This window comes from Cronobacter sp. HA18003, assembly GCF_011605905.1.
GTDB classification, from domain to species: domain Bacteria; phylum Pseudomonadota; class Gammaproteobacteria; order Enterobacterales; family Enterobacteriaceae; genus Cronobacter; species Cronobacter sakazakii.
In genome coordinates this window covers 393240-415406 of sequence record NZ_JAANQO010000023.1, presented here as the reverse complement: position 1 = coordinate 415406, position 22167 = coordinate 393240, and the positions used below count along the sequence as shown (strand labels likewise).

The 22167-nt window shown below is 60.2% G+C and carries 24 protein-coding genes and 1 other RNA gene; 8 read left to right on the top strand and 17 right to left on the bottom strand.

The window, feature by feature from the left end; all coding sequences use genetic code 11:
- Positions 1-27: 27 nt before the first annotated feature.
- From G6041_RS15945 to ubiU, 3 genes are all read right to left on the bottom strand, one after another.
- Positions 28-1038 (bottom strand): luciferase-like monooxygenase, encoded by a 1011-nt coding sequence (locus tag G6041_RS15945; RefSeq protein ID WP_004385051.1) that lies wholly within the window; start codon positions 1036-1038, stop codon positions 28-30.
- Between the two features lie 152 nt (positions 1039-1190).
- Positions 1191-2069: a U32 family peptidase gene (locus G6041_RS15940; RefSeq protein WP_012125954.1), complete on the bottom strand. Its 879-nt coding sequence runs from the start codon at positions 2067-2069 to the stop codon at positions 1191-1193.
- Between the two features lie 10 nt (positions 2070-2079).
- Positions 2080-3075, bottom strand: a complete 996-nt coding sequence (gene ubiU / locus G6041_RS15935) for a ubiquinone anaerobic biosynthesis protein UbiU (protein WP_012125953.1) — start codon at positions 3073-3075, stop codon at positions 2080-2082.
- A 248-nt stretch (positions 3076-3323) separates the two neighbouring features.
- Here ubiU and ubiT point away from each other — a divergent pair, with 248 nt between their 5' ends.
- Complete coding sequence (gene ubiT / locus G6041_RS15930) at positions 3324-3848, top strand: ubiquinone anaerobic biosynthesis accessory factor UbiT (RefSeq protein ID WP_007888591.1); 525 nt, start codon at positions 3324-3326, stop codon at positions 3846-3848.
- Positions 3842-4345 (top strand): GNAT family N-acetyltransferase, encoded by a 504-nt coding sequence (locus G6041_RS15925; RefSeq protein WP_012125951.1) that lies wholly within the window; start codon positions 3842-3844, stop codon positions 4343-4345. The genes ubiT and G6041_RS15925 overlap by 7 nt, the downstream gene beginning before the upstream one ends.
- Before the next feature lie 2 nt (positions 4346-4347).
- Here the strand turns inward: G6041_RS15925 and G6041_RS15920 are convergent, their stop codons facing one another.
- A complete protein-coding gene (locus tag G6041_RS15920; protein ID WP_012125950.1) occupies positions 4348-4635 on the bottom strand; it encodes a GIY-YIG nuclease family protein in 288 nt (95 codons plus the stop codon).
- Between the two features lie 65 nt (positions 4636-4700).
- Between G6041_RS15920 and G6041_RS15915 the strand changes: the two genes are divergently transcribed.
- Positions 4701-5135, top strand: a complete 435-nt coding sequence (locus tag G6041_RS15915; RefSeq protein ID WP_004385045.1) for a YhbP family protein — start codon at positions 4701-4703, stop codon at positions 5133-5135.
- Here G6041_RS15915 and G6041_RS15910 read toward each other — a convergent pair.
- A complete protein-coding gene (locus tag G6041_RS15910; RefSeq protein ID WP_004385044.1) occupies positions 5115-5633 on the bottom strand; it encodes a type 1 glutamine amidotransferase domain-containing protein in 519 nt (172 codons plus the stop codon). The genes G6041_RS15915 and G6041_RS15910 overlap by 21 nt on opposite strands.
- 144 nt (positions 5634-5777) lie before the next feature.
- Here G6041_RS15910 and G6041_RS15905 point away from each other — a divergent pair, with 144 nt between their 5' ends.
- Both G6041_RS15905 and G6041_RS15900 read left to right on the top strand, forming a co-directional pair.
- The gene (locus G6041_RS15905) at positions 5778-6428 is read left to right on the top strand and encodes an NAD(P)H-binding protein (RefSeq protein WP_012125949.1); all 651 of its coding nucleotides are present in this window, start codon (positions 5778-5780) and stop codon (positions 6426-6428) included.
- Between the two features lie 76 nt (positions 6429-6504).
- Positions 6505-7548 (top strand): permease, encoded by a 1044-nt coding sequence (locus G6041_RS15900; RefSeq protein WP_012125948.1) that lies wholly within the window; start codon positions 6505-6507, stop codon positions 7546-7548.
- A 309-nt stretch (positions 7549-7857) separates the two neighbouring features.
- On the opposite strand, the gene dolP is transcribed toward G6041_RS15900, so the two are convergent.
- From dolP to G6041_RS15880, 4 genes are read right to left on the bottom strand one after another with little or no spacing between them, the layout of a single operon-like run.
- Positions 7858-8433 carry a division/outer membrane stress-associated lipid-binding lipoprotein gene (gene dolP, locus G6041_RS15895; RefSeq protein ID WP_004385041.1) on the bottom strand — a complete coding sequence of 192 codons (576 nt, stop codon included), beginning with the start codon at positions 8431-8433 and terminating at the stop codon, positions 7858-7860.
- Between the two features lie 9 nt (positions 8434-8442).
- Positions 8443-9033, bottom strand: a complete 591-nt coding sequence (diaA, locus tag G6041_RS15890; RefSeq protein WP_004385040.1) for a DnaA initiator-associating protein DiaA — start codon at positions 9031-9033, stop codon at positions 8443-8445.
- Between the two features lie 26 nt (positions 9034-9059).
- Positions 9060-9455 carry a YraN family protein gene (locus G6041_RS15885; protein WP_007896617.1) on the bottom strand — a complete coding sequence of 132 codons (396 nt, stop codon included), beginning with the start codon at positions 9453-9455 and terminating at the stop codon, positions 9060-9062.
- Positions 9413-11473: a penicillin-binding protein activator gene (locus tag G6041_RS15880; protein ID WP_012125945.1), complete on the bottom strand. Its 2061-nt coding sequence runs from the start codon at positions 11471-11473 to the stop codon at positions 9413-9415. Before G6041_RS15880 ends, G6041_RS15885 begins: the two co-directional genes overlap by 43 nt.
- A 62-nt stretch (positions 11474-11535) precedes the next feature.
- Between G6041_RS15880 and rsmI the strand changes: the two genes are divergently transcribed.
- Together rsmI and rnpB are read left to right on the top strand one after the other, a co-directional pair.
- Complete coding sequence (rsmI, locus tag G6041_RS15875; protein WP_012125944.1) at positions 11536-12396, top strand: 16S rRNA (cytidine(1402)-2'-O)-methyltransferase; 861 nt, start codon at positions 11536-11538, stop codon at positions 12394-12396.
- A 60-nt stretch (positions 12397-12456) separates the two neighbouring features.
- Positions 12457-12833: RNase P RNA component class A (gene rnpB, locus G6041_RS15870), an RNA gene on the top strand.
- Positions 12834-13136: 303 nt separating this feature from the next.
- Here the strand turns inward: rnpB and G6041_RS15865 are convergent.
- Positions 13137-13313, bottom strand: a complete 177-nt coding sequence (locus G6041_RS15865; protein WP_012125942.1) for a hypothetical protein — start codon at positions 13311-13313, stop codon at positions 13137-13139.
- A gap of 35 nt (positions 13314-13348) precedes the next feature.
- Positions 13349-14050, bottom strand: coding sequence for a pirin family protein (locus G6041_RS15860; protein WP_012125941.1), 702 nt, complete (start codon positions 14048-14050; stop codon positions 13349-13351).
- A gap of 102 nt (positions 14051-14152) precedes the next feature.
- On the opposite strand from G6041_RS15860, the gene yhaJ reads away from it, so the two are divergent.
- On the top strand, positions 14153-15052 hold the full coding sequence (gene yhaJ / locus G6041_RS15855) for a DNA-binding transcriptional regulator YhaJ (RefSeq protein ID WP_012125940.1): 900 nt from the start codon (positions 14153-14155) through the stop codon (positions 15050-15052).
- Here yhaJ and G6041_RS15850 read toward each other — a convergent pair.
- From G6041_RS15850 to G6041_RS15825, 6 genes are all read right to left on the bottom strand, one after another.
- Positions 15049-16062 carry a substrate-binding domain-containing protein gene (locus tag G6041_RS15850; RefSeq protein WP_004385838.1) on the bottom strand — a complete coding sequence of 338 codons (1014 nt, stop codon included), beginning with the start codon at positions 16060-16062 and terminating at the stop codon, positions 15049-15051. The genes yhaJ and G6041_RS15850 overlap by 4 nt on opposite strands.
- Before the next feature lie 28 nt (positions 16063-16090).
- Positions 16091-17500, bottom strand: coding sequence for a sucrose-6-phosphate hydrolase (locus tag G6041_RS15845; RefSeq protein WP_012125939.1), 1410 nt, complete (start codon positions 17498-17500; stop codon positions 16091-16093).
- On the bottom strand, positions 17500-18870 hold the full coding sequence (locus tag G6041_RS15840; RefSeq protein ID WP_007780533.1) for a sucrose-specific PTS transporter subunit IIBC: 1371 nt from the start codon (positions 18868-18870) through the stop codon (positions 17500-17502). The genes G6041_RS15845 and G6041_RS15840 overlap by 1 nt, the downstream gene beginning before the upstream one ends.
- A gap of 71 nt (positions 18871-18941) precedes the next feature.
- The gene (locus G6041_RS15835) at positions 18942-20459 is read right to left on the bottom strand and encodes a carbohydrate porin (protein ID WP_012125937.1); all 1518 of its coding nucleotides are present in this window, start codon (positions 20457-20459) and stop codon (positions 18942-18944) included.
- Positions 20460-20625: 166 nt separating this feature from the next.
- Positions 20626-21549: an aminoimidazole riboside kinase gene (locus tag G6041_RS15830; RefSeq protein WP_012125936.1), complete on the bottom strand. Its 924-nt coding sequence runs from the start codon at positions 21547-21549 to the stop codon at positions 20626-20628.
- Between the two features lie 134 nt (positions 21550-21683).
- Complete coding sequence (locus G6041_RS15825) at positions 21684-22049, bottom strand: DUF805 domain-containing protein (RefSeq protein ID WP_004385834.1); 366 nt, start codon at positions 22047-22049, stop codon at positions 21684-21686.
- Positions 22050-22167: the final 118 nt, after the last annotated feature.

Here is a 22167-nt window from a genome sequence, read left to right as displayed (position 1 = left end):
TCCCGGCGGGAGAGGGCGAAAACCGCATTAGCTTAACAGTTCTTCCCGCACCTGCATGGCGAGATCAAACGAGTGCAGCCGCGCGTCGTGATCGAAAATCTGCCCGTTAACCATAATCTCATCGGCGTCGGTTTCACGCAGTATGGACAATAATCCGTGGCGGACTTTCGCTTTATCGCCGACCAGCGACATGCTGAGCGCCTGCTGAACGCCGTACTGCTCCGCCGGGCTCCAGAAATTCTCCATAGACGCAATTGGCGGCGGCAACTGGCCGGTTTCGCCGCGGCGCAGCTTCACAAAGGCCTGCTGCATCGAGGTAAACAGAAACTCCGCATCGCGATTGCTGTCAGCGGCGACGATATTAATGCATACCATCGCATACGGTTTTTCCAGGCGCTCTGAAGGCTGAAAGTGCGTGCGGTAAAGATGCAGCGCCTGCAACAGCATATCTGGCGCGAAATGCGACGCGAACGCGAACGGCAGACCCATCTGCGCGGCCAGCTGCGCGCTGTAAAGGCTTGAGCCCAGCAGCCAGACCGGGAGTTTTGCGCCGTAACCCGGCACCGGGCGTACCGCCGGGTTCGGATCGCGGGCGTCGAACCAGTCCGTCAGCTCTTTTACATCACGCGGGAAGTTATCGATGTCATGATTCATATGGCGGCGCAGCGCCATCATCGTGCGCTGATCGCTGCCTGGCGCGCGGCCCAGGCCCAGCTCAATACGGCCGGGATAGAGCGCGTCGAGCGTGCCGAACTGCTCGGCAATCACCAGCGGCGCGTGGTTTGGCAGCATCACGCCGCCGGAGCCCAGGCGCAGCGTGGTAGTATTGGCGGCGAGATAGCCAATCAGAACCGACGTCGCGGCGCTGGCGATGCCGGTCATATTGTGATGTTCCGCCAGCCAGTAGCGGTCGTAGCCGCGCTTCTCGGCGAGACGGGCTAAATCGAGCGAGTGGTGGAACGCCTCACGGGCGGAGGAGCCTTGCGGGATCGGCGCGAGATCGAGCACCGAAAAAGGCACAACAGATTTATCAGACATAACGGCTCACTTAATTACAGCATAGTCATCAGATTGAAGGTCTTCTTCCAGCCTGGCGCATTTCGGGGATTTTGCCCGCGGCCCGGCCGGAAAGCTGTCCTTTCATACTGCATGAACTCCCGCAAAATGCTGTTAACAAAGTGAGCCTTTTCTTACGACTGCAGCGCCATCCCGGCGAGCCTTCGCCAGTAGCCGTTGCAGTCGCTGTGTGCGGCGAGCGGCAGCGGCGCGGCGCCGTTTTCATTGGCCCGGAACGCGTCGAGCATCTCCAGTGTTTCAGGGCCCATCGGCGAGAGACGCACCATATCCACCAGCCCTGCCATCGACGACAGCTCATTGCCGAGGTTATAGACATAACCGCTCATGGTCTGAATGCCGTTCAGCACAAATACCTGGCTGTTCTCCTGCGACCGCATGCTGCGCCCGTTGGGGTATTTGATGCAGCAGGTTTCGCACTCATCTTTCGGCCGGTCTTCTGAACGCGCGGTAAAGCAGCGGGCGGAATAGGCGAGCGGCAGATGGCCATAGCTCAGCACTTCCACTTCAAACTGATGGCGGATACCGAGCGCGTCGCACTGATCGAGCAGATTCACCAGCCAGTCGCGGGACAGCTCCACCGGCATACACCAGCGCGTCATGCCGTCTTTCAGCAGCAGACGCAGCGTAACGGCGTTGTAGCAGTTCAGCGCATGGCCTGCGACGAACGGCAGCTTGCGCTCGGCCGCCAGCCCCACCGCGCCAAAATCGTTGGCCTCGATCAGAAACTCGCCGTTATCAATATAGCGCTTCAACTCGGTCAGCTCGGAAGGTGCCTGTACCAGCGCCAGCGTTGAGATAACCACCTGTTTGCCGCTGGCCGCGAGCGTTCTGGCAAGCGCCAGCCAGTCGGCGGCTTTAGTCTCGCGCCGTTTGCTGCACACCGCTTCGCCGAGATAAATCACATCGGCTGAGCTCTGCGCTGCGGCCTCGTAAAAGCTCTCAAGCGTCGCTTTCGGCCAGTAGTACAGCACCGGCCCTAATGCGTATTTCATCCTGCTCTCCTTACTGCCATTTGCGATGGTACGCGCCGAGCGTTGTCTGGGTGCCTTCAGCCATCGCGCCGAGCGCGTCCATCCAGGCCGGTTGCGGCGCGAAGCGCTGCGGGTCGGCTTTGCAGCGGTCGATAGCCTGACGCCAGACTTTCGCCACCTGGCTGACGTAAGCCGGGCTGCGCTGGCGGCCTTCGATTTTCACCGAGGCGATGTTGGCCGCCAGCAGCTCCGGCAGCAGCTCCAGCGTATTCAGGCTGGTGGGCTCTTCGAGCGCGTGATAACGCTGGCCGTCCACCAGATACCGGCCTTTGCAGAGCGTCGGATAACCGGCGTTTTCGCCTTCCTGGTAGCGGTCAATCAGCACATCGTTCAGGCGTGATTCCAGCCCCTGTTCCGTCTGCTGCCAGCGCACGAAGCGCGCAGGCGAACAGGCGCCTACGGTATTGGGCGATTCACCGGTAAGGTAAGAGGAGAGATAGCAGCGGCCTTCCGCCATGATGCACAGGCTGCCGAAGGCGAACACTTCCAGCGGCACCGGCGTCACGCGCGCCAGTTGTTTCACCTGATGAATGGATAACACGCGCGGCAGCACCACGCGGGCCACGTCGAAATGACGCTGGTAAAAGCGAATGGCGGCTTCATTAGTGGCGGAAGCCTGTACCGACACATGACGCTCCACGTACGGATAGCGGGTCGCGGCGTACTCCAGCATCGCGAGGTCGGCTAAGATTAGCGCATCAGCGCCGAGCTGGGCGGCCATATCCACCGCACGCTCCCAGCGTTCATAGCCATCCGGGTGCGCGAAAGTATTAATGGCGATATGCAGTTTGCGGCCATGCTGGTGCACATAGCTCACCGCTTCCTGCAATTTCTTCTCGGTAAAGTTGAGGCCAGCGAAGTGGCGGGCGTTGGTATCGTCTTTCAGACCGATATAGACCGCATCCGCGCCATTATCGATGGCCGCCTTCAGAGCCGGAAGGTTACCGGCCGGGCAAAGCAACTCCATAGCGTGTCCTGAAAATAAAAGCAGGCCGTATGCAGCCTGGCGCGCTGCATAAAGGCAGCGAAATTGTTAACGAACGGCGATTTTAGTTAACCCGTCCGCGACAATTTTTGATTTAAGGCAGCTAATGTCGTATTGATGGCATCTATAAAGGGGTACCTGCGAAGGCGCAAAGCTTGATTTGAGCCGCTATCTCGCCTGGCCGATATGGCACAATAACGGCCATTGTGATCTGGCAAGGAGAAAAGCCCGTGTTGAATAATCTGCGTTCCTGTCTGGTACATCTTGGCCCTTCGCTTCTGAAAACGCCGGTGGCGCTCGCGCCGTTTGCGCTCAAGCGCCAGGTGCTGGAGCAACTGCTCGGCTGGCAATTCCGTCAGGCGCTGGCGGATGACGAACTGGCGTTTCTTGAAGGCCGCTGGCTTGGCATTGAGGTGCGCGATATTGGCCTGCGCTGGTTTACGTCGGTTGAGAATGACAAGCTCATTGTGCGCGAACAGGCCGAGGCTGATGTCACCTTCCGCGCGGACGCCGCCGATCTGCTGATGATCGCCGCGCGCAAGCAGGATCCCGATACGCTTTTCTTCCAGCGTCGTCTGGTGATTGAAGGCGATACTGAATTAGGGTTATATGTGAAGAATCTGATGGACGCCATTGAGCTCGACGCGATGCCAAAACCGCTGCGCGTGATGTTGCTGCAACTGGCGGACTTCGTAGAAGCGGGGCTTGCCGTCTCGCCGCTAACCAAAGCAACCTCCATAGGTGAACCATGCTGATTCGTGTAGAAATCCCCATTGATGCGCCGGGCATCGACGCGTTACTTCGCCGGGCGTTCGGTCGCGCCGACGAGGCGGAGCTGGTGCACGCGCTCCGTGAAGACGGACTGCTGACGCTGGGGCTGGTCGCAACGGATGATGAAGGGCAGGTGGTCGGTTATGTCGCATTCAGCCCTGTCACCGTGGCGGGCGAAGAGCGTCAGTGGCTGGGACTTGCGCCGCTCGCGGTCGACGAAGAGTGGCGCGGGCAGGGGATTGGCCGTCAGCTCGTGTACGAAGGGCTCGATTCGCTCAATGAGTTCGGTTACGCGGCAGTCGTCACGCTGGGCGCGCCGGAATTTTACAACCGCCTGGGCTTTGAGCCCGCCGCCCGTTACGATCTCCACTGCCGCTGGCCTGGCGCTGAAGCGGCGTTCCAGGTTCACCGTCTCGCCGATGACGCTCTGGACGGCGTGCACGGTCCCGTGGACTACCACGAACATTTTAACCGTTTCTGATCTCAGGGCGTTTGCGGTGCGCTTTTCATCGCCTCAAACGCCAGCTCTCCGGCGACCAGTTGCTCTTTCTGCCGTTTCGTCAGTTGCTTGATGCGGTATTCGGCGCGCAACGCTTCGGAGCGACTGCCTGCGGGCGCGCTGAAAACCAGCGTCAGCTCTCCTTTGCCGCGCAGCGCTTTGGCACCCTTGCCGCGCTGATGCTGGGCGAAGCGGCGCGCGACATCGGTGGTGATGCCGGTATAAAGCCGGTTATCGGGGCAGCGGATCAGATAAAGAAACCATTCTTCCATAATGACTATCAGCGGCAGTCACAACTGGCCGCACCTTAGCATGATTATCCCCGACAGGAGAAACAATGGACGCTCTCGACGCCATCAGCAAATGGCTCGCTAAACAGCATGTCGTCACGTATTGCGTCGGCAATGGAGAAGCGCTCTGGTGCGCGAACGCGTTTTACCTTTACGATCGTGAACGGGTGGCGTTTTATCTGTTAAGCGATACCGAAAGCCGACACGGCAAAATGGCAGGCAAACTGGCGCCTGTCGCGGGCACGGTTAACGGGCAGACCAAAACTGTAGCGCTTATCCGCGGCGTACAGTTCTCGGGAGAATTACGGCTGGTGGAAGAGCCGGAAAGCGAGGCCTTGCGCGAGCGCTATAACCGCCGCTTTCCGGTGGCCAGGGTGATGTCCTCCCCGCTGTGGGAGATCCGTCTTGATGAGATCAAATTTACTGACAACACCCTGGGATTTGGTAAAAAACTCGTCTGGTTACGCGCCGAGCAGGCGTAACGCCTCGCGGTTAAACGCAGGCAAGTCTTCCGGCGTGCGGCTGGTCACCAGCTGGTCTTTATCGACGACCACTTCCTGATCGTGGAATTCCGCTCCGGCGTTTTTCACATCAATCACGATAGGCTTAACGGCGGTCAGCTTACGCCCGCGGATCACATCGGCGCTGATTAACAGCTGCGGTCCGTGGCAGATGGCGAACACCGGTTTGCCGGTATTGACAAAATCGCGGGTAAAGGTGACAAAACGGTCGTCGCCGCGCAGGCTGTCCGGGGAATGGCCGCCAGGCAGCAGCAGGGCGTCAAAGTCTGCCGGGCTCACCTCGTCGATGGCCTTATCAATGGTCACTTTCGCTTCGCCCTGTTTACCGGTGACGGTTTTCCCGGCTTCTTTCTCGATGGTAATCACTTCATGTCCGGCTTTGCGGTACTCAGCCGCCGGGGATGTGAATTCGGAATCTTCAAACTCATCAGTGATTAAGACTGCAATCTTCTTGCTCATTACGCCTCCCTTGGTGTCTTTACAGAACGGTGATGTGCAGTAATGGCTTTTGCCAGAAATGGTAAATACTTAAACCACACAGACTATTAAGCCTGGTTCAGGGCGCTGACATTGCAAGGCAGAAGATTCTGCAAAGGAGCGATCATGAGTCGAGTACTGATAACGGGTGCCAGCGGCCTCGTGGGCAGTCATCTGCTGCGGATGCTGGTTGATGAGCCGCGCGTGACGTCGATTATCGCGCCAACGCGTCGCCCGCTGCGCGTGCCGATGCATAAAGTGGAAAACCCGTGCGACCCGCAGCTCTCCGATGTGCTGACGGAGCTCAGCGCGCCGCTGGATATCGTTTTTTGCTGTCTTGGCACCACGCGGCGCGAGGCGGGCAGCAAAGAGGCGTTTATTCTGGCTGATTACACGCTGGTAGTGGACACCTCGCTCGCCGGGCTGCGCCTTGGCGCAAAGCATATGCTGGTGGTCAGCGCGCTCGGCGCGAACCCCAATTCGCCGTTTTTCTATAACCGGGTGAAGGGCGAGATGGAAACGGCGCTGAAGGCGCAGGGCTGGCCGCGGCTGACAATAGCGCGCCCGTCGCTGCTCATCGGCGATCGCGAAAAGCGCCGCGCCGGGGAATCTTTTATGGCGCCGCTGTTTCGCCTGCTGCCAGGTAAGTGGAAAGCCATTGAGGCGCAGACCGTGGCACAGGCCATGGTGAATGCGGCGCTGTCGCCTGCACAAGAAGATGTCGCGGTGCTTGATTCAGCGCAATTGCGCGAAATAGCCGCACAAACGGCGCGCTGAACCGCGTTTCAAAACGCGCCCGGCGGGCGTACTATTGACCGGCAAAAATTTACCCCCTGTTTTCCAGAGGAATGTTATGGCTGGTCAGTCTTCATCTCTGGCGCCGAAATCCCCCGCATGGTGGAAACCCGCGCTGTTTTTTCTCGTCCTGTTTATTGGCCTGTGGTACGTCAAATGGCAGCCTTATTACGGCAAAGCCTTTACCGCGGCGCAAACGCACAGCATCGGCAATTCTATTCTCGCGAATGCGCAGGATAACCCGCTGCGCGCGGCGCTCGATTACGCCGGTATCTATTTTCTCGCCGTCTGGAAAGCCGCCGTGCTCGGCGTGCTGCTGGGCTCGCTGATTCAGGTGCTGATCCCGCGCGACTGGCTGGTGCGCACGCTGGGCCAGCCGCGTTTTCGCGGTACGCTGCTTGGCACGCTGTTTTCACTGCCGGGCATGATGTGTACCTGCTGCGCCGCGCCGGTTGCCGCCGGGATGCGCCGTCAGTCGGTGTCGATGGGCGGCGCGCTGGCGTTCTGGCTCGGCAACCCGCTGCTGAACCCGGCGACGCTGGTGTTTATGGGCTTCGTGCTGGGCTGGGAATTTACGCTTATTCGCGTGGCGGTGGGGCTGGTAATGGTGATTGGCATCGCGTCGCTGGTGCAGCGGTTTGTGGCCGATACGCCAGCGCCTGCGCTGCCAGAGGCGGTGCAGCCCGCAGAAGCGCCGCAGGGCAGCTTTATGGCGCGCTGGTTCCGGGCGCTCTGGACGCTCTTCTGGAATACGATCCCGGTCTATTTGCTGGCGGTGCTGGTGCTGGGTGCCGCGCGCGTCTGGCTGTTCCCGCACGCCGATGGCGCCGTGGGCAATACGCTGTTCTGGGTGCTGGCGATGGCGATTGCCGGTTGTCTGTTCGTGATCCCGACCGCCGCGGAAATCCCGATTGTGCAGACGATGATGATGGCGGGCATGGGCGTCGCGCCGGGGCTGGCGCTGCTGGTGACGCTGCCGGCGGTAAGTCTGCCTTCGCTTATCATGCTGCGTAAGGCCTTCCCGGCGAAAGCGCTGTGGCTGACCGGCGGGATGGTGATGCTGGCGGGCGCGGTGACAGGCGCGCTGGCGCTGGTTTTTTAATACTGGAAAGTTGGGTGCGCTTCGCTTACCCACCCTACAAAAGCAAAAAGCATCCCCTTACTGTAGGGCGGGTAAGCGAAGCGCACCCGCCGAAGAACCGGCGTTACGGTCTTGTAGGGCGGGTAAGCGAAGCGCACCCGCCGAAGAACCGGCGTTGCGGTCTTGTAGGGCGGGTAAGCGAAGCGCACCCGCCTGAGAGCCAGCGTTACGATCCTGTAGGGCGGGTAAGCGCAGCGCACCCGCCATCGTCATAAGTGTAAGGATGTTGCAAAAGCCCTCTCCCCGGCGGAGAGAGGGCGGATGAGGGAATTACTTAATGTAGGTAAACGCGGTCGTCACGTGTTTCACGCCGCTTACGCGGCTTGCGGTATCCGCTGCCGCGCGGCCTTCACGTTCGGTCACCAGACCCAGCAGGAACACTTCGCCGTTCTCGGTCGTCACTTTCACGTTAGACGATTTCACCTGATCGCTGCCAAGCAGCTGGGAGCGCACTTTGGTGGTTATCCAGGTATCCGACGACGCGGTGCCCAACCCAATCGGCTGACCGTTGCGGATCTCGTTAAACACTTCCGTCGCACCTTCCACGCCCATCGCTATCTGTTTCGCGCGGGATGCCAGTTCCGGGTTCGGCGACTGACCGGTCAGCAACACTTTACCCTGATAGGCGGTCACGTTAATCCGCGCTTCTTTCTTCAGCTGTTGATCTTTGCCAAGCGCGGTATTCACGCGCAGCTCCAGCGTCCCGTCATCAACCTGAGTACCCACACTGCGCGGATCGGTGGCGGCCTTGGTGCCGACGGCCGCGGTTCCGACGACGGCTGCCGCAACGCAGCCCTGTAGCACTAGCGCGGTCATCACCACCGCAAGGGGTTTAATGGCCTTCATGAGCACTCCTTAATCATCCTGGTGTGGAAACAATGTGTTATCGATAAGATCACACAGGCAGTTGACCGTCAGCATATGCATCTCGTGAATGCGCGCGCTGCGATGGGAAGGAATACGGATCTCCACATCCTGCGGCCCCAGCAGGCCCGCCAGCTCGCCGCCGTCGTAGCCCGTCAGCGCCACGATAGTCATATCGCGGGTGACGGCCGCTTCTACGGCTTTCACGATGTCGCGGCTGTTGCCACGGGTGGAGATCGCCAGCAGCACATCTCCGGCGTGGCCCAGCGCGCGCACCTGTTTGGCATACACTTCGTCATGCAGCCTGTCGTTGGTTATCGCCGTTAAGACCACATTATCGGTATTTAGTGCAATGGCAGGTAAACCGGGCCGTTCGGTTTCATAACGATTGATCATGCTGGCCGCGAAATGCTGCGCGTTAGCACCGGACGTGCCGTTGCCGCAGCAGAGGATTTTGTTGCCGTTAAGGAGAGACTGAACCAGGGTCATGGCCGCACGTGAAATCGCATCCGGGAGTGCTTCCGCCGCCGCAATCTGGGTTTGAATGCTTTCCGTAAAGCAGACTTTGATTCTTTCTAGCACGATTATCCTTTGAGCGTTACGTCAGTTCAGGCGTGGAGCGAAAAGGCGTTCGCTATCCACTCGGTTTCATTGCCGGTGAAGGCTAACACATCGAACCGGCAATCCACAGTATCAAAGCTCCCATTGTGGCGCGCGAGCCACAACCGGGCGGTGTGTAACAATTTTTGTTGTTTGCTGCGGGTGACGCTGGCGGCCGCGCCGCCATACAGACTGGCGCGGCGGTAGCGCACTTCGACGAACACCGTCACGCCCCGGTCATCCATGATGAGATCGATTTCGCCGCCGCGCTCATGCACATTGGCGGCGATAAAGCGCAGCCCCTTACGCTCAAGAAAGGCGCGCGCCTGGGCTTCCCAGGCGGCACCGGTCTCTTTGCGGCTTAGTTGGCCGGAACCAACTGTCCTTGCTGGTATTTGAGCCACGTTAACTTCCTGTTAATGACGCAGTCCTGTGTTGCGCTAAGCGCGCCGGTGTTACCGCTGAGCTGGAAGCCCGGCACCTGACGCATCTGGGAGAAATGGTTCGCCAGCGACCAGGCATCCACGCCCATCGCATACAGACGCGCCAGCGAATAGTCGTTATTCACCGCCGCGAGCGCCTGCTGCATCAGCGCCGGGTTGCCGCCGGTAAGCATCGGGATATCGCTGAACTCCAGGCCTTCCATTTCGAGACGGAAATCCGGGCCGGAGCCGCCCTGAGCGCTGCGCGAGCTGGCATACAGCGTCGCCCCGCTGTGGCTGCCCGCGCGCATCGCGATCATTGGCTTGATCAGCGCAATTTCAGACGGCGTGGCGAGGATGTAAACAGCGTCGACATTGCCGCTGGTGCCTGCGGTGATCTGCGCGTCGGTCGGCGGTGCCGGAATGGAGAGGCCGCCAATGGTCACAGGCTGCTGCTGCGGCAGGCTGGCCGCGACAGGGGAGCCCGTCAGCGCGATGCCGGTGCCGCCGTTAATGTTCATTTTAAGCTCGTTGACGGAGCCGAATTTCTGCTGCAACACCGTACCGCCGCCAAGCTGCGTCCAGCGGTCAGCGAAGGCTTTCGTCACGCGATCGCCGAGCGCGCTGTAAGGCACCAGCAGCAGCGGCGCGCGTTTGCCTTCCTGCCAGATATGGGCAGCGGCGTCAGCGGCTTCATCTTCCGGCGACAGCGCGAAATAACAGACGTTCGGGCGATTCTGCACCGTCTCCGGCTGGTTAAGCGCCAGTACGTTCAGCGGCGTGCCGCTTTTCAGTACGCCGTCCACGCTCTCTTTCAGGAGCGGGCCGACGACCAGGCTTGCGCCATCCTGCTGCGCCTGCGCCAGGATCTGCGTAATTGACTGCGAGCTGGTGTCATAGATTTTAATTTCCGCCGCAGGGTTAGCAGGTGCCGCGGCGACAGGCTGGGCATCAACCGGTTGCTGTGCGGGCTGGGTGTTTTGCGGCGCGTCCGGCTGCGCGGCCAGATCGTCGACCGGCGCGGCAGCGGGGCTTGCCACGCCATCGGTCGGCTGAGGCTGGGTGCTGTCCGTAGGCAGCGCGGCGTTATCCGCCTGTGCGGGCGCTGGCGTTGACGACTGCGCCGCGACCGGGCTGGTGCCCGCATTTTTCGCCGCTTCAAAACCCTGCTGAATGGCGCGGCCAAACACGGCCGCCTGGCCATTTAACGGCAGCAGCAGCGCGATTTTATCGGCAGAAGCGGGCTTGTAGTTTTGCAGGTTCGCGAGCTGCGACGGCAGCATTTTCGCGCCCGGATTCTGCGGGTAGCGCGTCTGCCAGTCTTTCACGCCCGCCTGAAGCATTTTCGGATCGTTGCGGTTGTCGAGCCAGACGCGCTGGAGGTCAAGCCAGCCCTGGAGCGTGTTTTCATCGGCGTTGATAACCAGCGCTTTTGCCTGATCCGCAGACATCTGCGACAGCGCCTGCCAGGTGGCATCGATATTTTTCTGCTTCGCCGCGCCCTGTAACAGCGGCTCCTGAGCAATGAGCGCGCGCAGCAGCTCCAGCGACGGACGGCCCTGGCTTGCATCGATTTTCGCCTGCCAGTAGCGGGCTTTCTGTTCATCGCTCAGATCCGCCGCGTTGATGTTATTGAGCAGCGCGGCGGCGCCCTGATAATCCTGCTGCGCCAGTTTGATTTGCGCCTCCAGCAGCGACGCTTCGCGGCGCTGGGCGTCCGTCAGGTTTTGCGGCAGCTCGCCGTAGAGCGTCATGGCGCGCTCGCGTTTGCCTTCACTGAGCAGTGCACGTATGGCGAGTAATTGCCAGTTGGTCTTGCTATCATCACGGCTTTGTTCCATCTGGTGCAGATAAAAGCCGGAATCTGCTTTGGCCTCGCCCTGCATATGCGCCGTGCTCTGATCGGCCGTCTGCGTACCGCAGCCTGCGAAAAAGAGGGCTGCCAGCAGGACAGGCAGACAACGCGCGGCTTTAGAGCCGGAAAATTTTGAAGGTACCATACTGTATCCAGTGGTTTTTTCTGGTGAATGTTCAATTTTAAATCGGCAATACGGACGAAACAATGAAACAAAACGATTCGGCGCAGAATTCTCAGGGCCAGCTCTACATCGTCCCGACGCCTATCGGCAATCTCGGCGACATCACGCAACGCGCCCTGACAGTATTGCAGTCCGTCGATCTTATCGCCGCTGAGGATACCCGTCATACCGGTCTGCTGCTGCAACATTTTGCTATCAGCGCCCGGCTTTTTGCGCTGCACGACCATAACGAACAGCAAAAAGCGGAAACCCTGATAGCCAAACTGCGCGAAGGGCAGAACATCGCGCTGGTCTCCGACGCCGGTACGCCGCTGATTAACGACCCTGGCTATCATCTGGTGCGCGCCTGTCGCGAAGCCGGGCTGCGCGTGGTGCCGCTGCCGGGGCCGTGCGCCGCTATCGCTGCGCTTTCCGCCGCGGGCTTGCCCTCTGACCGCTTCTGCTATGAAGGTTTTTTACCGGCCAAATCCAAAGGCCGCCGCGACGCGCTGAAGGCGCTGGAGCAGGAGCCGCGCACGCTGATTTTTTATGAGTCTACTCATCGCCTGCTGGAAAGCCTGGAAGATATGGTGGCCGTCTGGGGCGAATCCCGTTACGTGGTGCTGGCGCGCGAGCTGACCAAAACCTGGGAAACCATTTACGGCGCGCCGGTGAGCGAGCTGCTCGCCTGGGTGAAAGACGATGAAAACCGCCGTAAGGGCGAGATGGTGCTGATCGTCGAAGGGCATAAAGCGCAGGAAGACGCACTGCCGCCTGATGCGCTGCGCACGCTCGCGCTGCTGAAGGCCGAGCTGCCGCTCAAAAAAGCGGCGGCGCTGGCGGCGGAAATCCACGGCGTGAAGAAGAACGCGCTTTATAAATACGCGCTGGAGCAGCAGGGCTGACGGCGCAATAAACCGTGATCGGGCGTGACAGCGGCGGGCAAACCCTCTATACTCCGCGCCGAAGCTGACCAGACAGTCGCCGCTTCGTCGTCGTCCTTTCGGGGAGACGGACGGAGGGGAGGAAAGTCCGGGCTCCATAGGGCAGGGTGCCAGGTAACGCCTGGGGGGCGCAAGCCTACGACCAGTGCAACAGAGAGCAAACCGCCGATGGCCCACGCAAGTGGGATCAGGTAAGGGTGAAAGGGTGCGGTAAGAGCGCACCGCGCGTCTGGCAACAGTTCGCGGCACGGTAAACTCCACCCGGAGCAAGGCCAAATAGGGGTTCACAAGGTACGGCCCGTACTGAACCCGGGTAGGCTGCTTGAGCCAGTGAGCGATTGCTGGCCTAGATGAATGACTGTCCACGACAGAACCCGGCTTACCGGTCAGCTTCACACTTTAGAAAACCCCGCTCCGGCGGGGTTTTTGCTTTTTGGGGCGGGATGAAGATGAATGACTGTCCACGACGCTTTCTATGAAAAGAACGCGGCTTACCGGCAAGCTTCACACATTAGAAAACCCCGCTTCGGCGGGGTTTTTGCTTTATGGGCGGGATGAAGATGAATGACTGTCCACGACGCTCTCTATGAAAAGAACGCGGCTTAATGTTCGGTATCAGCGGGGATTTGAAAAACAAACGCAGACAGGGAAATACAGATGCAGAGAAAGGCGAGCCAGCAGGCCCGCCCGGTGAGCGTACGTCAGGCGGCGTCTTCCTCGGCCAGGCGCACTTCGGCTTCAGCGATAATGGCTTCCAGCTCGCTGAGCATGCAATCGTAGGTAAATTCTTGTTGCGCTCCGGCGCGTGTATGCGCTTCCTGCAGGGCGGGTGAAGCAGTCAACTTCGTGACTTTATTTTGCTGTGTGATGGTACTCATTTTATGACTCCTGATGCAGCGTTCTGCATCTTCTGTTACACCGGCAAATCTACCAGCAAAGCGCGCAGCGGCGAATCCGCAATAAGGGTTATGTTAGCCTCGTCACGAATAAACGCGCCGTCTCCGCAGGTTAATGCCTCTTTGTCTTCCGTTTCGGTTTTCACGTGGACCGTGCCGTGGATCGACTGTAAATAGGCGCGTGGCCCGTTCAGGGGCATACTGGCCGATTCCCCTTCATTCAGCGCGATGTGCCACAACCACACCTGCTGGCGCAGTTGCAGGCTGCCATCCGCGCCATCCGGCGAGGCGAGAAGCTGGCGCGCCTGCGGGCCGACCGCGATTTTCTGCACCGTCGGGTTTTCCCGCTCCGGGCAGGCGTCGAGCCAGAGCTGCATCCGCGTCAGCGAATGGTCTTTGCTCAGGTTATGCTCGCTGTAGCTCACACCCGGCTGGGTCGCGAGCAGTAGCGCGTCGCCCGCTTTCGCGCGCAGATGATTGCCGTCGCTGTCGCGATATTCCGCTTCGCCGTCGAGAATCAGGTTCAGGATATCGACTTTCGGATAGGTACGCGGCTGGAACGCGGCGCCGGGCGCCAGCACTTCCTGGTTCAGTACGCGCAGTGAGGCGTAGCCCAGCAGTTTCGGATCGAAGTAGTGGCCAAAGGAAAAGGTATAGCGAGCCTGCAGCCATCCATAGTCAGCTTGCCCACACTGTTTGGCTGTTCTCGTAATAATCATAATTTTACCTCTCTTGACAGGCTTTTATGTTAAGGGTGTGGACGCTGCATTGTTAGCCAGTTAATCTGCTGGGTATATTCAAATTTCCTGAACGAGAACCTGATGGCTAAAGAAAGAGCATTGACGCTTGAGGCGCTGCGCGTGATGGACGCTATCGACCGGCGCGGCAGTTTCGCCGCCGCGGCTGACGAACTGGGCCGCGTGCCGTCTGCGCTGAGCTACACCATGCAGAAGCTGGAAGAGGAGCTGGATGTGGTGCTGTTTGACCGCTCCGGGCACCGCACTAAATTCACCAATGTCGGGCGCATGCTGCTGGAGCGCGGACGCGTGTTGCTGGAGGCGGCGGATAAGCTCACCACGGACGCCGAAGCGCTGGCGCGCGGCTGGGAGACACACCTGACTATCGTCGCCGAGGCGCTGGTGCCTACGCCGTGCCTGTTCCCGCTGGTGGATAAACTTGCCGCCAAAGCCAACACGCAGCTCTCGTTCATTACCGAAGTGCTGGCGGGTGCCTGGGAGCGGCTGGAGCAGGGGCGCGCCGATATTGTCATCGCGCCGGATATGCACTTTCGCTCGTCGTCGGAGATCAACTTCCGCAAGCTGTATACGCTGATGAATGTCTATGTAGCCGCGCCGGATCACCCGATTCACGACGAGCCGGAGCCGCTGTCAGAGGTGACGCGCGTGAAGTATCGGGGCGTGGCGGTGGCGGACACCGCGCGCGAACGCCCGGTGCTGACGGTGCAGTTGCTGGATAAACAGCCGAGGCTGACGGTGACATCCATCGAAGATAAGCGCCAGGCGCTCCTTGCCGGGCTTGGCGTGGCGACGATGCCGTATCCGCTGGTGGAAAAAGATATCGCCGAAGGGCGGCTGCGCGTCGTCAGCCCGGAGTCCACCAGCGAAGTGGACATTATTATGGCCTGGCGGCGCGACAGCATGGGCGAGGCGAAAGCCTGGTGCCTGCGCGAAATCCCCAAACTCTTTAACGTGAAGCGTTAATCCGCCGGATGACGCCATTGCAGCGTAGCCGGAAGGTAACGCTGCAGCGGCGTCGGTTCTTTGTCATCCACCAGTTGGGTGATCATCTCAAAGCAGTCCAGCGCCAGCTGGCGGCAATCCTGCTGCACGGTGTCGATGCGCACCGACAGCGAATCATAGAGATAGTGATCGTCAAAGCTCGCCAGATGGATATCGCTTTCGAGCAGGCGATGCTGGCTCATGTAGCGCAGCACCCCTTCCAGCAGGCCGCAGGCGGCGGTAAACAGCGCTTTCGGCGGGCGTCCCAGCCGGGCGCAGAGCGCGGCGAACATCTCATAGCCGCTGCTCGGATGATAATTGCCGTGAATGATCCACTCCGGGCGTAGCTCAACGCCCGCCCGCGCCAGCCCCTGCTTAAAGCCTTCCAGACGATCGCGGGTCGGCGAAAGACGCGGCTGGCCGCCAAGAAAATAGAACTCGTCCGGGTGCTGGCGCGCGATGCGCTCCACCAGATCGGCGGTCGGGGTAATGGAATCGGTGATCACCAGCGGCAGTTGAGTGTCGTTCATATGGCGGTCGAACAGCACCACCGGGAGCTGCTCGCTGAGCTTCACATAGTCGCTGTCGCTCAGCATGCTGGAGGCGACGATAAGCCCGTCCACCTGGCGTGATACCAGGTTATTCACCACCACCGTCTCCTGACCCGGATTTTCATCGGTACAGGAGATAAGCAGCTGTAGCCCCGCCTCGCGGCACAAGGTTTCCAGCTCGTAAGAAAACACCGCGAAACCGTAGTTGGTTATCTCCGGCACCACCAGGCCCAGCGTATGGCTGCGGTTGTCGCGCAGCAGACGGGCGTGGATGCTCGGCTGATAGTGATGCTGCTGGGCGATAGCCAGAACGCGCTCGCGCGTCTCCTGCGCCACGCGCAGCTCTTTGCCTCGTCCATTGAGCACCAGGCTGGCGGTGGCTTTGGAAACCCCCGCCAGGGCGGCGATATCACTGATGGTAACGCGTTTGGTTTTTCGCACGGCTTCGGTTCGGTGAGTGGTCAAACCTTCATTCTACCATGCAGGCGCGTAACGACCAGTAGCGCAGCCGGAGATGCGCGTCGCCTTCAAAACCAAGCGTCGCGTTGGCCGCCGGGAAATAGCGGCTGCTCATCACGCCTTCGCCGTCGTTAATGAAAATCTCAACGCTGGAACGGTCGCACAGAATATGCAGGCGCCGGGCGTCGCCCTGCCAGTAGCGATACTGCCATTCGCCGGTGGCGAGGCTCCGGCGTGAAAGCCGCAGGCCCTCGCGCGTCCATTCCAGGCGCAGAGTGGCGGCGAAATCGAGCGTGACGTCGCCCTGCGTCTCCAGCATCAGCTCCAGGCTTTCCGCCGCGAGCGGCGAGAGCGTGGCGGCCACGCCCTCCAGACGCCGCTCCTCGCCGCGCAGCGCGGAAAGCTCGCGCACCGGCTGCTGGCAGAGCAAGCCATCGCGAAGCGAGAGTTCGCGCGGGCAGGTCATCTGGTGGATCCAGCCCTGCGCCACCGTTGGCTGCAACATCTCTTCGCCGTCCGGCACGCCCATCCAGCCGATAAGTAACCGGCGGCCATCGTCGGCCAGCGTGGTTTGCGGCGCGTAAAACTCAAAACCGGCGTCCAGCTCCACCAGCGGGCCGTGACGAAATTCCGGCGTGTCGTAATCAAGCTCGCCGCACAGGTACGCGCTCGGGTAGGTGTTGAGATAGCGTTTTTCTTCGCGCGTCACCCCCTGCGGGCAGGTGATCAGAATCGCTTTGCCGTCCAGCATGAAGAGATCCGGGCACTCCCACATGTAACCCGCCTCGCCAAGCCCGCCGAGCGTGCTGCCGGCGATCTCGCCCAGGTTTTCCCAGTTCCACAGATTATCGGAGCGCAGCAGCAGCACTTTGCCCTGCAATTCCAGATCCTGCGCGCCCAGCACCATGTACCAGTGCTCGCCGTGACGCCAGACTTTCGGGTCGCGCACGTGGCCGGTATAGCCGCCGGGCAGCGGCATCACCGGGCCGAGCTTGTCAAAACCGCCGTCCGCGTTCTGCACCGCCAGACACTGCCAGGCGGTGCGGGTGCCATCGTCAAACTTTACGTTGCCGGTATAGCAGAGCGTCAGCCGCCCGTTGTCATCCACCGCGCTGCCGGAATAACAGCCGCTGCGGTCATACTCTTCATCCGGCATCAGTGCCAGCGGCTCGTGTTGCCAGTGCGTCAGATCCGCCGAGCTCCAGTGCCCCCAGCATTTATGCTGATGCGCACAGCCCAGCGGGTTCCACTGATAAAACAGGTGGTAGCGCCCCTGAAAATGGATAAAACCGTTCGGGTCGTTCATCAGGCCCGTCACCGGCGCCAGATGCCAGCGCGGATAGTGGCGATCGCCAAGCGCGACCGGCTGGCCTTTCATCACAGCCTGTAAAATGGCAGGCAGCAGCGTGCGGGTGGTCATTATTCAGCGTCCGTTTTGTATTTCCACAGGTAAGAGACCGCAAAGGCGATACAGAAGGCAATCGCCATGCCGATGACATAATTCAGCAGCGAGCTGGCCTGAACAATCGCCATGCCCGGAATACCGGTCAGGCCGACCGCCGTCATACCGACATGGGTGGAGACAACCCACGCGCCGCCCGCCGCACCGCCGATAAGCCCGGAGATAAACGGCTTCACGAAGCGCAGGTTGACCCCGAAAATGGCCGCCTCGGTAATGCCGAGCAGCGCCGAAAAACCCGACGGCAGCGTAATGGCTTTGACTTTGGCATCTTTGGTTTTAAACCACACCGCCAGACACGCGCCGCCCTGCGCCACGTTCGCCATCGCCCAGATGGGCAGCAGGAAATTAACGCCAATAGACGGGTTGCCAAGCAGCCCGGCTTCAATCGCATGGAAGCTGTGATGCACGCCGGTAATTACAATCACCGAGTAAAGCCCGCCAAACAGCAGCCCCGCGAGCCAGCCCGCGTGAGTAATCAGCGTGCTTAACACCAGCGAGATACCGTCGCCCAGCGCGCGGCCCGCCGGGCCAATCACCAGCAGCGCCACGAAACCGGAAATAATCACGGTAAAGAAGGGGGTCAGGATCAGATCCAGCGCGTCCGGGATAATCCGGCGCAGCTGTTTTTCCAGAATACTCATAAACCACACCGCCAGCAGGACCGGGAAAACCGTGCCCTGGTAGCCAATCATCGCGACTTCTATCCCGAAGAAATTCATGGTGTGGAAGCCTGCGGCCACGCCCCAGGCGTTGGTGAGCGCCGGGTGGGTGAGAATGCCGCCAAGCGTCGCGCCCAGATACGGGTTGCCGCCAAATTCCCGCGCGGCGGTAAAACCAATCAGGATAGGGAGAATGATAAACGCCGCCGAGCTGCACATATCCAGCATGATATAGAGCGCGTTATCCGGGCTGACCCAGCCATAGGTTTTCACCATGCCGAGCAGGCCCATCAGCAGGCCGGACGCCACAATCGCCGGAATGATCGGCACAAAAATGTTGGAGAGCAGGCGGGCGATGCGCTGGAACGGGTTCAGCTTGCGTGCCGCCACGCTTGCGGCTTCCGATTTGCTCGATTCGCTGATCCCGGCGACTGTGATAAACGCGGCATAGACTTTATTGACCACGCCCGTGCCGAAAATAATTTGCAGCTGGCCTGCGTTGCGAAAACAGCCTTTCACGCCCTCGACATTGCCGATGGCGGCGGTGTCGGCTTTGGCGTCATCTACCAGCACCAGCCGCAGGCGCGTGGCGCAGTGGGCGGCGCTGGCGATATTCTCTTTGCCGCCGAGCAGCGGCAGGAGCGAGCGGGCAATCTGTTCAAAATCCATAACAACCTCAGTCTTGTGGTTTTTTATGTTGTCGACAATACGCAGGCCCCCGCGCGGCAGGGGCCGTTTTATCAGAACCAGGTTTCCATCTGTACGCCGAAGTTCCATTCACCGCCGGCGGTAAAGCCGGTGCTGCCAAAGGCATCATTGCTGGCGTAGTTATCCAGGCGATGATCCCAGTCCATCCAGGTGGCGAACAGGCGCAGTTCAGGACGCTTGAGGAATTCGCCCACGTCGCCCGCTTTCAGCGTCGGCGCAAAGGTCAGCTTATAGAAGTTGCCGCTGACCGCGTTGCGGTCGTTGTAACCTTTCGGGCGCAGATCCATGTACTGATAGCTGCCCTCATACTGCAGCTCAAAGTTCTGGTTAATCTCCTGAATGAGGCGCAGGTTGGCGGTCGCCCACTGGTAGCTGTCGCCTTTGACGTAGCGATCTTTACTGCTCTGCGCCAGCACCGCCGGTGCGATATGCCAGCCGCCGCCGAGCGGTGTCATGCCGTAGGTCGCGAGACGCCAGGTATCGGCCTGCGGCAGCAGCGCGCCATCGGAGCCGATGGATTTCACTTCCGCGCCCAGGCCATGTCCATACAGCAGTGCGGTTTTCGAGGAGCCGTCGCTCAGACCGTAGAAGCTGTCGTTATGCAGGCCGAGCAGCGCATGCACGCCATCTTCCGCCGCGTCTTTTTTCACGCGGTTACCCTCGATATCCACGCGGTCTTCGTTATCTTTGGCGCGCATCCCGCTCACCATCAGCTGTACCGGCCCGACGTAGTTATTAAGCGTAAGGATATAGTTCTGGGCGGTGTTTTCGCTGTTTTCGATATCGCCGAAGGTGCGGCCATACAGCGAGAAGTTACTGCGGGCGTTATCGCTCCAGCGCATGTCGTAGATACCCGCACCCGTACCGGCGAGGAACACCACGTCGGAGTCAATCCAGTGGATATCGAAGTTATCACGATCGAAGCGTTTACCGGCCCAGACGGTGGCATCTTTAAACGCGCCGATGAAGGTCGGCAGGTGGCCGAGTTCGGTAAACGCCTGGCGCACGTTGAGATCGCTGGTGGAGGCCGTCCAGTCGTTATAGCTGCGCTGACCGTCAGCGACCATCACTTTAAAGCGCGTGGTGGCGCCGTTCGCGAGCGTCTGTTTGTGCTCTAGGTTCATTTCAAGGTAAGTGTCCGGCTCATTGCCGAGACGCCCGACGTGACCGCCGGTTTCACCCGCTGGCGTGAAGGACGGGCCGCCCTGCGTTTTCGCGGCGGAATCGTTCATCAGCAGGCCCGAGCGGGCGTAGCCGTGGAATTCAAACCCGCTGTTATCCGCCGTTTGCGTGGCGGGCTGCGGCGCAGGTTGCGCGGCGACAGGCTGAACCGGCGGCTGCGCTTTTTGTTGCGCGGCAAGCGCCTGTGCCTGACGCTCTGCGGCTTCAGCGCGGGTTTCCGCCGCGCTGGCGCGCTGTTCAGCCGCCTGAAGACGTTGTTCCAGCGCGGCGAGACGCGCCTCAATGCTGGACATATTGCTGTCGGCAAAGGCGGCGGGAGTACCGGCCATTAAGCCAAGGGTAAGGGCAAGCGTACTTTTTTTAATCATGGTATGGCATCCCTGAGAAGGCGTTATCATCATTATGCAGACTTGCTAAACCGGTTTAGGTGGCAATCATAATCACGGCTTATTTTTACTGGCAATGAAATTAGCTAAACCGGTTTAGTGATTGTGATGAGGTTCGCAAAACGAGCCGCGGCAGCGGCTCAGTGGATCAGGCGAGGTGTGGTTGTAGATCGTTAAGGCGGGGCAGGGCGGTCATCGCGCCTTTGGCAGTGGTCGCAAGCGCGCCGCAGGCCTGGGCTGCGGCAATCACGGGCGCAAGCTGAGCGACGGTCTGTGGCAGGCCATGCGCCGCAAGGCTCCAGAGCAGCCCGGCAACGAAAGCGTCGCCCGCGCCGGTGGTATCGACGCACTCGACCGGCACCGCCGGGTAGTGGTGGTGTTCGCCGTTAAAGCAGGCATCGACGCCTTCTGCGCCGCGGGTGATCAGCAGCAGCGGGATCGCGTGGCGGCGTGCCAGCGCCAGGGCGCTTTCTTCGTCATCCGCTCCGGCAATAAACGCCAGTTCTTCCAGTGAGAGTTTCACCACATCTGCCAGTGCCAGCGCGCGCTCAATGCATTCACGCAGCTGCGCGGTATCCGGCCACAGATCTTCGCGGATATTCGGGTCGAAACTGACAAACCCGCCCGCACGCTTAATGCGCGCCATCGCTTCAAATGCGGTGTCTCGCGAGGGCTGGGCGCAGAGTGCAATTGAGCAGACGTGCAGCCACTCGCCTGCGCCGAACGGCGGTAAGTCGTCGGCGTTAAGAAACAGATCGGCGGACGGGCGCACCATAAAGGTAAACGAGCGTTCGCCACGGTCATCCAGCGCCACCACGACCGTCGAGGTGCGGTGCGCTCGGTCCTGATGCATGGCGCCGGTATCGACATTTTCCTCTTTCAGCGTCTGCGTCATAAATGCCCCGAACGGGTCGTGCCCGACGCGACCGATAAATCCGCTCGCGCCGCCAAGCCGCGCCACGCCGACCGCGACGTTGGCGGGGGCACCGCCAGGGCATTGCAGTAACCGGCCGTGACCGTCGGGCAGCAGATCCACCACGGCATCTCCAAGCGCCCATACTTTTGCTGACATGCGTATCTCCTTCGATTCATCCTGCGCTAAACAATAGTTAAACCGGTTTAGCTAATCAACACTCTTTATGCGCTTAGGGGGCGGCGATGTGGAAGAAGAGCAGAAACGTGCCGCGCCGGAACGCGGCCAGAGGATCAGTGATGATGTTTCGGGTCTGGGCCGAAGCGGTTTTCGCCGTGGGTGCCTTCCTGGGTGTTGAAGGCAAGGATCATCAGCCAGCCGATAACCGGGATCAGCAGGACGAACAGCCACCGCGCGGTGCGGTCTGTATCATGCAGGCGGCGGAACTGTACCGCCAGCGCGGGCAGCAACACGGCCAGCCCATAAATCAGCGTGAGCAGCCCTTGTTCGCCGATAACGCGCAGCCCAAGTATGGTATCGAGCGCCACCATGACGCCCGCCAGAATGAGATTTACCAGGGTGAACATCCAGTACTCTTTACGACGCGCCCGGCCGGTAAACCCGAGGTAATTTCTAAACGCTTTTATGTACCAGTACATCTGTTCTCGCCTCCCTTGCCATCAATCACTTGTTTTTAAAGCGATCGCTTAACTAAATGCTAGCTGTCGGAAAGGGAAACGGCCTGAGGGAAAATGCAAAGTGTGAGCGCCGTCGGAA

Coding starts and splice junctions, on each gene's coding strand:
- G6041_RS15945 (WP_004385051.1), bottom strand. CDS start 1,038: ATGTCTGATAAATCTGTTGTGCCTTTTTCGGTGCTCGATCTCGCGCCG.
- G6041_RS15940 (WP_012125954.1), bottom strand. CDS start 2,069: ATGAAATACGCATTAGGGCCGGTGCTGTACTACTGGCCGAAAGCGACG.
- ubiU (WP_012125953.1), bottom strand. CDS start 3,075: ATGGAGTTGCTTTGCCCGGCCGGTAACCTTCCGGCTCTGAAGGCGGCC.
- G6041_RS15925 (WP_012125951.1), top strand. CDS start 3,842: ATGCTGATTCGTGTAGAAATCCCCATTGATGCGCCGGGCATCGACGCG.
- G6041_RS15920 (WP_012125950.1), bottom strand. CDS start 4,635: ATGGAAGAATGGTTTCTTTATCTGATCCGCTGCCCCGATAACCGGCTT.
- G6041_RS15915 (WP_004385045.1), top strand. CDS start 4,701: ATGGACGCTCTCGACGCCATCAGCAAATGGCTCGCTAAACAGCATGTC.
- G6041_RS15910 (WP_004385044.1), bottom strand. CDS start 5,633: ATGAGCAAGAAGATTGCAGTCTTAATCACTGATGAGTTTGAAGATTCC.
- G6041_RS15905 (WP_012125949.1), top strand. CDS start 5,778: ATGAGTCGAGTACTGATAACGGGTGCCAGCGGCCTCGTGGGCAGTCAT.
- G6041_RS15900 (WP_012125948.1), top strand. CDS start 6,505: ATGGCTGGTCAGTCTTCATCTCTGGCGCCGAAATCCCCCGCATGGTGG.
- dolP (WP_004385041.1), bottom strand. CDS start 8,433: ATGAAGGCCATTAAACCCCTTGCGGTGGTGATGACCGCGCTAGTGCTA.
- G6041_RS15880 (WP_012125945.1), bottom strand. CDS start 11,473: ATGGTACCTTCAAAATTTTCCGGCTCTAAAGCCGCGCGTTGTCTGCCT.
- rsmI (WP_012125944.1), top strand. CDS start 11,536: ATGAAACAAAACGATTCGGCGCAGAATTCTCAGGGCCAGCTCTACATC.
- G6041_RS15865 (WP_012125942.1), bottom strand. CDS start 13,313: ATGAGTACCATCACACAGCAAAATAAAGTCACGAAGTTGACTGCTTCA.
- G6041_RS15860 (WP_012125941.1), bottom strand. CDS start 14,050: ATGATTATTACGAGAACAGCCAAACAGTGTGGGCAAGCTGACTATGGA.
- yhaJ (WP_012125940.1), top strand. CDS start 14,153: ATGGCTAAAGAAAGAGCATTGACGCTTGAGGCGCTGCGCGTGATGGAC.
- G6041_RS15845 (WP_012125939.1), bottom strand. CDS start 17,500: ATGACCACCCGCACGCTGCTGCCTGCCATTTTACAGGCTGTGATGAAA.
- G6041_RS15840 (WP_007780533.1), bottom strand. CDS start 18,870: ATGGATTTTGAACAGATTGCCCGCTCGCTCCTGCCGCTGCTCGGCGGC.
- G6041_RS15835 (WP_012125937.1), bottom strand. CDS start 20,459: ATGATTAAAAAAAGTACGCTTGCCCTTACCCTTGGCTTAATGGCCGGT.
- G6041_RS15830 (WP_012125936.1), bottom strand. CDS start 21,549: ATGTCAGCAAAAGTATGGGCGCTTGGAGATGCCGTGGTGGATCTGCTG.
- G6041_RS15825 (WP_004385834.1), bottom strand. CDS start 22,049: ATGTACTGGTACATAAAAGCGTTTAGAAATTACCTCGGGTTTACCGGC.